The sequence below is a fragment of the Candidatus Halocynthiibacter alkanivorans genome (genome assembly GCF_003333265.1).
GTDB lineage: Bacteria > Pseudomonadota > Alphaproteobacteria > Rhodobacterales > Rhodobacteraceae > Halocyntiibacter_A > Halocyntiibacter_A alkanivorans.
The window spans coordinates 87,309-96,078 of record NZ_QOLB01000169.1 but is presented as its reverse complement, the minus strand read 5'-3'; the positions used below and the strand labels follow the sequence as shown (position 1 = coordinate 96,078).

The 8,770-nt window shown below is 62.3% G+C and carries 6 protein-coding genes; 1 reads left to right on the top strand and 5 read right to left on the bottom strand.

The features are described 5' to 3' along the window. Window positions 1-314: 314 nt before the first annotated feature. Genes DWA01_RS22710 through DWA01_RS22695 form a run of 4 tightly spaced genes read right to left on the bottom strand, consistent with a single transcriptional unit; the run spans window position 315 to window position 4,522 of the window. Window positions 315-1,352, bottom strand: coding sequence for a glycosyltransferase (locus DWA01_RS22710; protein ID WP_114288084.1), 1,038 nt, complete (start codon window positions 1,350-1,352; stop codon window positions 315-317). Then, complete coding sequence (locus DWA01_RS22705) at window positions 1,349-2,341, bottom strand: glycosyltransferase family 2 protein (protein WP_114288083.1); 993 nt, start codon at window positions 2,339-2,341, stop codon at window positions 1,349-1,351. Before DWA01_RS22705 ends, DWA01_RS22710 begins: the two co-directional genes overlap by 4 nt. Before the next feature lie 19 nt (window positions 2,342-2,360). Continuing rightward, entirely contained in the window at window positions 2,361-3,284 is a 924-nt protein-coding gene (locus DWA01_RS22700) for a glycosyltransferase family 2 protein (RefSeq protein WP_114288082.1), read from the bottom strand. Between the two features lie 2 nt (window positions 3,285-3,286). Further along, complete coding sequence (locus DWA01_RS22695) at window positions 3,287-4,522, bottom strand: oligosaccharide flippase family protein (protein ID WP_114288093.1); 1,236 nt, start codon at window positions 4,520-4,522, stop codon at window positions 3,287-3,289. A 211-nt stretch (window positions 4,523-4,733) separates the two neighbouring features. Between DWA01_RS22695 and DWA01_RS22690 the strand changes: the two genes are divergently transcribed. Continuing rightward, a complete protein-coding gene (locus DWA01_RS22690; protein WP_114288081.1) occupies window positions 4,734-5,954 on the top strand; it encodes a polysaccharide biosynthesis/export family protein in 1,221 nt (406 codons plus the stop codon). Here DWA01_RS22690 and DWA01_RS22685 read toward each other — a convergent pair. Continuing rightward, window positions 5,853-8,591 carry an ATP-binding protein gene (locus tag DWA01_RS22685; protein WP_114288080.1) on the bottom strand — a complete coding sequence of 913 codons (2,739 nt, stop codon included), beginning with the start codon at window positions 8,589-8,591 and terminating at the stop codon, window positions 5,853-5,855. The genes DWA01_RS22690 and DWA01_RS22685 overlap by 102 nt on opposite strands. Between the last annotated feature and the right edge of the window lie 179 nt (window positions 8,592-8,770).

Below are 8,770 nucleotides of genomic sequence, written 5' to 3'. Positions count from 1 at the left end.
TACAGAAGGGGTAGCGTCGGCAGCGTCGGATGTGTATAAGAGGCAGTCTTGGAATAGGGGGTGGTCTGAAGTGAGGCGTGGCCGGTTTCAGACCAGCACAACACCTGCTGCGCCCGGACTGCGCGCCGCGGACCACTGGCCGGACATCCGGGCACCGGCACTGTGGGCACGACAAAATCTCAACTTGGCCACCAAGGCGTTTTCCGGGACTGGCGCAATTTGACGGCAGCCCTGATGACGCAGCAGTTTCAGCCCGCGTTCCAACGGGTTATCGCGCAATGGTGACGCGTATTTCGGGTCAAAGCGCAGGCGGGTCATCTTTGGACCGGCGTCCTGGTCACCCGCCGGGGCATAACGTGCCGCACATCCTGCCCCGAGATCACAGTTTCCCACTGCGCGGCGAATTGCTGTTCGCGCTGCGCCATGCGGGTGTTTTGTACCCCGCGCGCGCTTTGCGGCACCGTCAGATATGCCAGCCCGTTTAATGCGTGGCTCCAGGCAGCCACCGAGGCGCAGGCGACTCCGGACGCGCCCTCCGAGATCTGATCTTTTAGCCCATCCACATTTGCCGCCAGAACCAGCCGGCCCGCTGCGCGGGCTTCAAGCGCCACCAGACCGTAGGCCTCCCAGCGCGACGGCACCGCCACCGCGTCCAGCGTCGCCATCACCGCCACCGGGTCGTCGCTGTGGCCAAAAAACCGGATCCGGGGGTCGCCTTCGGCCAGGGTTTCAAGCGCGGCACGCTCGGGGCCGTCACCGTGAATATGCAATTCCATATCGCGCGGTTCACACGCCACAAAAGCCCGGATCAGAGTATCAAAGCCTTTTTGCCGGTGCAGCCGCCCCATGGCACCGACCACCCGGATCTCCGGGCCAGGCGTGGCCAGAACGCGGAACTGATCCAGATCAACGGTTGATGGGATTACGACAAGATTGGCACGGGCCACCAGGCTGCGTGCGCCAAACCAGCGCGCCTGGTCATGGCTGACGGCCACCACCCGGTCAAACAGGGAATAGGCGGTTCTGAGCAGGGTCATAAACCTGTGTTTGTGTTTTACGTTCAGGGCGGTGGAGCATTCGGTATAGCTGTGTTCCACATGGATCAGCCGCAGATCTGCATGCAGCGCCCTGAGCGCAATCAGGCTGGGCAAGGTGCGCCAGCTAACCGCCAGGTGAGAGACGATCACATCGGCTTTGATCCGTCGGAAGGGCAGCGCGCCACGGCGCACCGGATGCAGCTGATGCTGCCCGGTCTGCGCCATCTCCTTTGAGGTTACAATATGGTTCAGGACGCGCATCACACCGCCAGGCGTGGTGTCATCAACGAGGTGGGCTACGACAGGACGGCTCATTGGTCTTTCCTTTTTGGTTGGGAGAGAAGCGCCCTGGCGGCCCGCAGGGGCGGCGCGCCGAACACGGCCAGCGTCCCGGTGGCAGCAAGGGTGACCGCCGATTTCAGCGGTTCTTCGACCAGTGGGCGCAGTGAGGAGCCCAGCCAGGCCCGGGTGAACTCCCAGGCGCCATCTGCATCCAGATCCTGCACCGCACGCCGGCTGAGATAGCGCAATTGATAGGCCCGTGCCGCCGGGGTGTGGCGCCGGAAGAACTCCGGGTCCAGCGTCTGCAGTTTGACCACCATGCGCTCCCACGCAATCAACTGGCGGTCTGTGGCGGCAGACAGGCCGCCCGAACTGATCCGGTAACGGGTCAGCAGGCCCGGCACGCCGCGCACGTCCCAGTCCGTGGTCAGCATCAGCCGCAACCAGCATTCGATATCTTCGGACTGGCGAAAGGTCTCATCAAAATACCAGTCGCGCTCGCTTTCATGATCCGGGCGCCAGGCGATGTCCCGCAATGCTTTGCGCCGCATCACCGCTGCGGAACCGTTGCCCACCGGGTTACGCTTGAACATATGGGCGCAGGTGACCCCCGCCAGCCGGGGCCTCTGTGTCTGGCCGATCAACGCACTGTTGTCATTAATCAGCGCCGAACCAGAATAGCTGATCCCGACGCGGGGCTGCGCGTTCAACTGTTCCACATGGGCGGCAAGTTTGCCCGGCGTCCACAGGTCATCCGCATCGCAAAACCCGATATACTCCGACTGCGCCGCCGCGATACCGCTGTTGCGCGCGCCGGCGAGCCCCCGGTTGGGCTGGCTGATGACCCGCAACCGGGCATCGTCTGAAAACTGACCGGCAACCTCCAGAGTCGAATCAGAAGAGCCGTCATCAACAACCAGCACTTCAAAATCATCGAAACTCTGCCCCAGCAAAGAGGTCAGGGTCTCTGCCAGGGTGGCTTCGACATTAAAGGCGGGGACAATAATACTGGCCAGGGGCATGAAAAACTCCTTTACCGGTTCAGGTTGAAAATAAATGGCGACGCAGAACGCGTGGCATAAGGGGTGCGCAGAAAGCGGCGATCACGGTTGCGCCGCCGCGACGCCAGGGATGCAAGAAACCGGCCGGGCTCTGGCACAGACCTTCGAGCGTAAAGCGCAGCGCGGCACCGCCGCCGGTGCCCAGACGCAACGCGCGCCGGGCCAGATAGCGCAGATGCACTGCTTCATTGCGCGCGTCCGGCAGAAAGCCAAAGCGGGCGGCGGTCGCCATCGCGGCGCGGCGGCCCCGGCGCATCGCCGGCAGATCCGCCGACAAGCCGCCAGGGCTGGCCCGGTAATAGACCTGAGTTTTATTGATGCCGACAATGCGCGCGCCCCGGCCGATCACCCGGATCAGAAATTCCAGATCCTCATTGTGGGAAATCTGCGGGTCAAACCCCGAGGCCGCTTCAAACACCCGGCGGCGCAGCGTCAGGTTGGACAGGGTGCAAACCGGGTTTTCCCCCAGCAGAACCGGAATGCTGAGATCCCCAGGCGGCACCGTGGACACCACCTGCGCGGCTTGCGGGGCCTCGGAGAAGAACGCAATGCGCCCATAAGCCCCGTCGACCCAGCAATCGTCAAAACAGCGGTTCAGACTGGAGAGTTTGTCCTTGTGCCAAAGATCATCGGCGTCACAAAAGGCGATCAATTCGCCCGATGAGGCAATCAACGCCCCGTGGTTGCGCGCCTCAGACGGGCCTTTGCCCGGATTGCGGATCAGCGAGATACGCCGGTCCTGTACCGCCAGGCCGCGGATTAACGCGCGGGTGTTGTCGCTGGAACCGTCATCAATGCAGATGAGCTCCCAATTTTCAAAACTCTGTTCACGCAGACTGTTAAGCGTCTCCAAAATCGTGTCCGCCGCGTTAAAACAAGGCAAGATGACAGAAAATCGGGGCATGTTCAGACCTCTTTCAGTTTGGCACCAAAGGCGGTGGTGATGGCGGGAAGGGATGCGGTGAACAGCACCAGTGATGTGATCAGCGCATAACCAGTGGCGATGGCGGTGAGGCCGTGTTCGGCCAGGATGACGGTGTTGGCGATCAGCGCCAGGGTCAGCAGGAAGGTGACCAGCAATTCGGTCTGCGGCCGCTCATGGGCCCGCAGCCAGCCGGCGGCAGAAGACCAGAGCGTGGTCGGGATTGCCACCAGGCAAAGTATTGCGACCACCGGCGAAATGCCCTCCCAGCCATCGCCAAACAGGATCGGCACATACCAGGGCGCCAGTGCCGCTTGCAGCAAAACAACCGGCACGATCAGCCCCAGCGACAGCATCATCGCCTGGCGCAGTGCCAGCACCCGGTCCCGGGCGGCGCAGAGATGGGGAAACAGCACGGTGGAAAACGCCATGGAAAAAGAATTGGCGAGGCCAAGCCCGGCGTTAAAGGCGAGGAAATACAGCCCCAGCGCTTCGGCACCCATCATCATGCCGATCACCAGCTTGTCAGCCTGAAGGCGTGCCGCTTTCAGCACTTCCACCCCCAGCACTGCCCAGCCAAAGCGCAGGAACGGTTTCAGCGGTTCATAGCCCTGCGAGCGATCCGCACGCCAGGGTCGCAGCCGGCGCATTGCCAGCAGCCAGAGCGGCGCGGTCAGCAGCCGTGGCAGCACCAGCGCCAGCGCGCTGGGCCAGAGCAGTGCCAGCACCACGGACAGGAAATTCGCAATCACCGTCTGCCCGGCAGAAATCGCTGCGGTCTGGCGCAGTTTGCCTTCCCGCATCGCCAGCGCCGCCTGCACCAGGCCCGGCGGCATGAACAGATATTCCCCGGCCAGGGTCAGGATCAGCGCCAGCAACAAGAGGCTGCCGCCGCTCAGATAGAGCGCAAAACCGATGGAGACCTGCAGAATGAACAGACCAACACACCACACCCAGAACAGGATCTGAGCGGTGGCGCAGACACGCTTCAGCCTCTCCTGAGGAGCTGCAATGATGCGCTGGCCAACACCATTTTCCGTCAGGGACTTCAATATATCCGCAGCAGCAAGCGCCGCCGCAGCCAGTCCGATCTGACCGGCGTCGAGCGTGCGGGCGATGACCACCACGACAATCAGGCGCGATGCTTTTGCCGCTGCTTCTGAGGCCCCGTAGGCCATCAGGTTGCCGGCAAAGCGGCCTGTCTGCTTATTGTCCTGCATGTTCATAAATCTCCCGTCCCGACACATGATGTCCCAATCAGCCTAAAGCTGTGGCGGCGCGAAATCGCCAGCGCGCCCGGCGGGGACTGTGGGGTTTTGGTGACAGGGCCTACCCCTCCGGTCAGGGATACGGGACCAAAGTATACCTGCAGTTGATTTATCGCAGCTCCCGGTGATTGAATGGGCTGACAATTGGGCCGGAGGGCAGTAAATGATTGCAGGCAAACATGTTCTGGGACTGAGCGCGGGCGTTTTTCTGGCCGGGTGCACCGGATTTGACCGCCCTGACAATATCGCTCCGGTCGAGAGCGGCGGTGGTTATCAGGCGCAATACCGCACGCCGGACGTGGCACGCGCCAACGCGGGTTTCCTGCGGTCAGCAGCAATGAACCGGCAAAAATGCCTACCCGCCCGCGGCGACGCGTTTGACAGCAACAGCGGCAAAGGCAACGCTATTCCCGCCTTTGAGCTGCGCGGCGAACGCCTGTCGCGCAATGACCTGCTGGACATCCGCATTGACGGGGATGAGACCTTTACCGGAACCTACGTGGTGTCACGGGACGGCACATTAAAACTGCCCTACCTGCAACCGGTGGCCGCCCAGGGCCGCAGCGCCGATGAAGTGGAATCGGCGATAGCGCGCCAGCTGATTGCCAATGAGTTTTACAGCAGCCTGCCGCGCCTGTCGGTGCGGGTTGCGGATTTCGCATCGGTCAGTGTGGGCGTGTCAGGCGCGGTCTTTGAGCCCCATCTGGTCGAGATTGGCGGCGTGGCAGGCAATCAACTGGACCCTGGACGCCAGCAGGCGCTTGGCGCCTCCACCGAGGCGCGCAATCTCTCCGCCGCGCTGCGTGCGGTCGGCGGCGTGCGCCCCGATGCGGATCTGTCCGCGGTTGAATTGCGCCGGAACGGGCGGCTGTACCGGCTTGATCTGCGCGGCGTGTTTGAAGGCCGCAACCCGGTCGATATCATGTTGCTGACCGGCGACGATATCCGGGTGCCTGACCGCCAGTGCTTTCAGGATGATTTAATGCGTCCCAGCCCGGTCAGCCCGCCCGGCATTACCCTGTTTCTGTCCAATCTGACCCAGCCTGCCACCGACAACGCCAGTTCTGCCATTGCGCGGGAAGTGCGTGAAATGCCTTATGGCACCCGCTATCTGCAGGCGGTGATCGACACCAACTGTGTGGGGGGGCCGCGGGTCAGCAGTGCCGACCGCTCGGCGGTGCTGTTCACGCGCAATCCGGTGACCGGCGTGTCTGTGGTGATTGAACGCGATATTGAAGATCTGCTGCGGCGCGCGGACCGGGATGATTTTGACCCGTATCTGCTACCCGGAGACGCGCTCGCCTGTTACGACAGCACCATCACCAACATCACCGAGATCGGGCGTGTCCTCGGGGTGATCGGCGCCGGTTTCCTCGTGCGCTGAGCCGGGTTCGTCCCGCCAGAGCGCGTGTTTTGTCTGCCGCCAGATGCCCGCCAGCGGGGCAAGACCTGCCACCAGGTCACCGCGTTCCTTACACCGCGCCGCGGTTTCCAGCAGCACCAGATGTTCGCGCAGCCGGCGGGCGCCAAACACCGCAGCGCTGCTGGCCAGGTTGTGCACTCTGCTGTGGGTGTCTGCGGTGAGCGGCAGATCCGCCTGAAAGGCCTGCAGCCAGTCAAGGGTCTCTTCTGCCTCGCGCTGGAACCGGGATAAAAGCGCCTGATAGGCCTGGCTGCCGACGCTGTTCTGCATCGCCTGGTTCTGCTCAAAGTCCAGCAGGTTTGCCTCCGGATTCTGCGGCGCGGACTCGGGCGCGGCAGGTTTAGCAGCGGGTTCGGCAGCGGCCCCCGGCCCTGTGCCCAGCTCCGCCACCAGGCGCAGCAGATCGCCCCGCATCAGCGGTTTGCTGAGCACGCTGTTCATCCCGTCCAGCCGGAACGAACGCAACTCCTCTGCCATCACATTGGCGGTCAGCGCCACGATCGGCACATCGCGCGACGCACCATCGCCGTGCCGGATCGCCCGCGTGGCCGCGCGCCCGTCCATGCCCGGCATGCTGATATCCATCAGGATCAGATCAAAACGGCGGGCTTCCGCCAGCTGCACTCCGCTGGCGCCATCATGGGCCAGGGTCACGTTATGCCCCGCAGCAAGCAGCATCTCATGCACCACCTGACGGTTTATTTCATTGTCCTCCACCACCAGGATGTCACAGGCCCGGCCGGGCATCGGTTCCGGCGCGGCCACCGGCGCCACAGCACCATCTGCCTGCGGTTTTTGCGTCGGTTCAAACGGCAACGTGACCGTGAACACGCTGCCCACGCCCGGCGTGCTTTGTGCACCTATGGTGCCTTCCATCGCGGTGATGAACCGTTTGGCAATGCCAAGTCCCAGACCGGTGCCGTCAGAGCAGCGGCTGTAAGAGTTGTCACCGGCAACAAAATCATCAAACACCCGGGTCATCGCCTCGGCTCCGATGCCGATGCCGGTATCGGTCACACGGAATTCGACGGTCGCCGGCGCGGAGCCTTCGGCACCGGTCACCACTTCAAGTTCCACCGTGATCCGGCCCTGACGGGTGAATTTGATCGCATTGCCAATCAGGTTCAGCATCACATGCTGCAACCTGTTGCGGTCCGACAGCACCCAGGGCATCGGCACGCCGCGCCAGCCCCATTCCAGCAAAGTGCCTGCCGCTTCGGCCTGACCGGCCTGGCTGTCCACCAGCGCCTGCATCATTTCGCTGATATTGACCGGTTCACTGGCAATGTTCAGTTTGCCGGCTTCATATTTGGTAATGTCGAGAATGTTGGACACCTGATCCATCAGCAGCCGGCCGGAGATTTCCATATTGTCGAGAAACCCGTCTTGTTTGGGGCTGGTGCCGGTGTCGCGCATCAACGCCAGATTGCCCAGCAACCCGTTCAGCGGCGTACGGATTTCATGGCTCATCAACGCCAGAAACTCGGTTTTGGCCTGTTCGCTCTGCAACGCGGTGTCGCGGGCTTTGACCAGTTCGGCTTCGGCACGCACCCGGAAGGAAATATCGCGCAGAAATGCGATATAAACATCGCCGCTGCCGGTCTGGGCGGACTGAATCGCCAGTTCCACCGGAAACACATCGCCATTGGCCCGCGTTGCATAAAGGCGCACGCGGCCTTTGCCGGCAAAATGTGCCGCAGCAGAGCGCCGTAAGTGTTCAAACCCACCAAGCAGACCCTTTGCACGCCCCCGGCTCTGCCCCGCAGGACCGGGTCCCGGATCAGTGCCGGCCTCATCCCCCACGATCAGTTCGGCAATATTACGCCCCAGAACATCGGCGGAGGGGTATTGAAAAATGCTTTCTGCCGCCTGATTGAATTCCTGAATATCACCAAGCCCGTCGGTCACGATCACCCCGTCCAGCGCCGCTGTGGTGACCGCTTTCATTCTTGAATTGGCGCGCAGCAACTCGGCCCTGTCGGTCTGGCTGCGCCGGTTCAGCGCGCCGAGGTAAATGGCCAAAAGTGCCAGCCCGGCCATCAGAGCTGCCAGCACCGCGGCGAGGCTTATCAGCGTCTGCGACACATCTGAGCGGCTGTTGTCGGCCTGAATGGCGAAATAGGCCAGACCTGACAGGGCCAGCCCGCGCACTTTAGGCCTGATTTCAGCCGCCTGCGCCCGCAGCAGCGGCAAATCGCGGATCAACTCCGCGTCGCTGCCGTCAATCTGCGCAACGCTGTTGTCGAGGAAAAACTTGATGTCCGTCAGAGGAACCTTAAAGTCACCGCTGGCGCGCAGCCCCTCATACAGGGTCGCGGTACACAGCGTGGTGATGCGGCTGAAAAACACGTCAAACTCGCGGCGCAGGGTTTTCAGATCCGCCGGGGAATTGTGCTGGGCGGCGTCAATGGCGCTTTGATATTCCAGAAACTCCACTTCGGCCTGTGACAAGTTCCACTGAATATTGTCGGAATTTGCCGAGCCCAGAAGCTTCAGGTGCCGCACAATGTCCACGCTGAGAATGCCAATGGAAACCAGGCTGATCGCCGTCACCAGCACCAGGAAAGACCAGTTTACGCCTGATTTTGCTTTATCCATGTGTTCTGCCTTTCCTTTTCTCACAGTTGGTGCCGAAAGCGCAGCACTGTGGCGGAAACGGGCACACTGTGCGGCCGGTGGTGCACCTCAGGCCTTCGCCCCCCTTGCGCCCTGTGGCGCCGGAGCGGGCAGAGGCCCTTAACCGGGCTGGCCTGATGTTTGTGTCCTGCTCATGCGAT

What these genes read in the sequence shown, in the direction of transcription:
- DWA01_RS22705 (WP_114288083.1), bottom strand. Translation starts at nt 2,341, where the DNA reads ATGCCCCTGGCCAGTATTATTGTCCCCGCCTTTAATGTCGAAGCCACC.
- DWA01_RS22695 (WP_114288093.1), bottom strand. Translation starts at nt 4,522, where the DNA reads ATGCAGGACAATAAGCAGACAGGCCGCTTTGCCGGCAACCTGATGGCC.
- DWA01_RS22710 (WP_114288084.1), bottom strand. Translation starts at nt 1,352, where the DNA reads ATGAGCCGTCCTGTCGTAGCCCACCTCGTTGATGACACCACGCCTGGC.
- DWA01_RS22690 (WP_114288081.1), top strand. Translation starts at nt 4,734, where the DNA reads ATGATTGCAGGCAAACATGTTCTGGGACTGAGCGCGGGCGTTTTTCTG.
- DWA01_RS22700 (WP_114288082.1), bottom strand. Translation starts at nt 3,284, where the DNA reads ATGCCCCGATTTTCTGTCATCTTGCCTTGTTTTAACGCGGCGGACACG.
- DWA01_RS22685 (WP_114288080.1), bottom strand. Translation starts at nt 8,591, where the DNA reads ATGGATAAAGCAAAATCAGGCGTAAACTGGTCTTTCCTGGTGCTGGTG.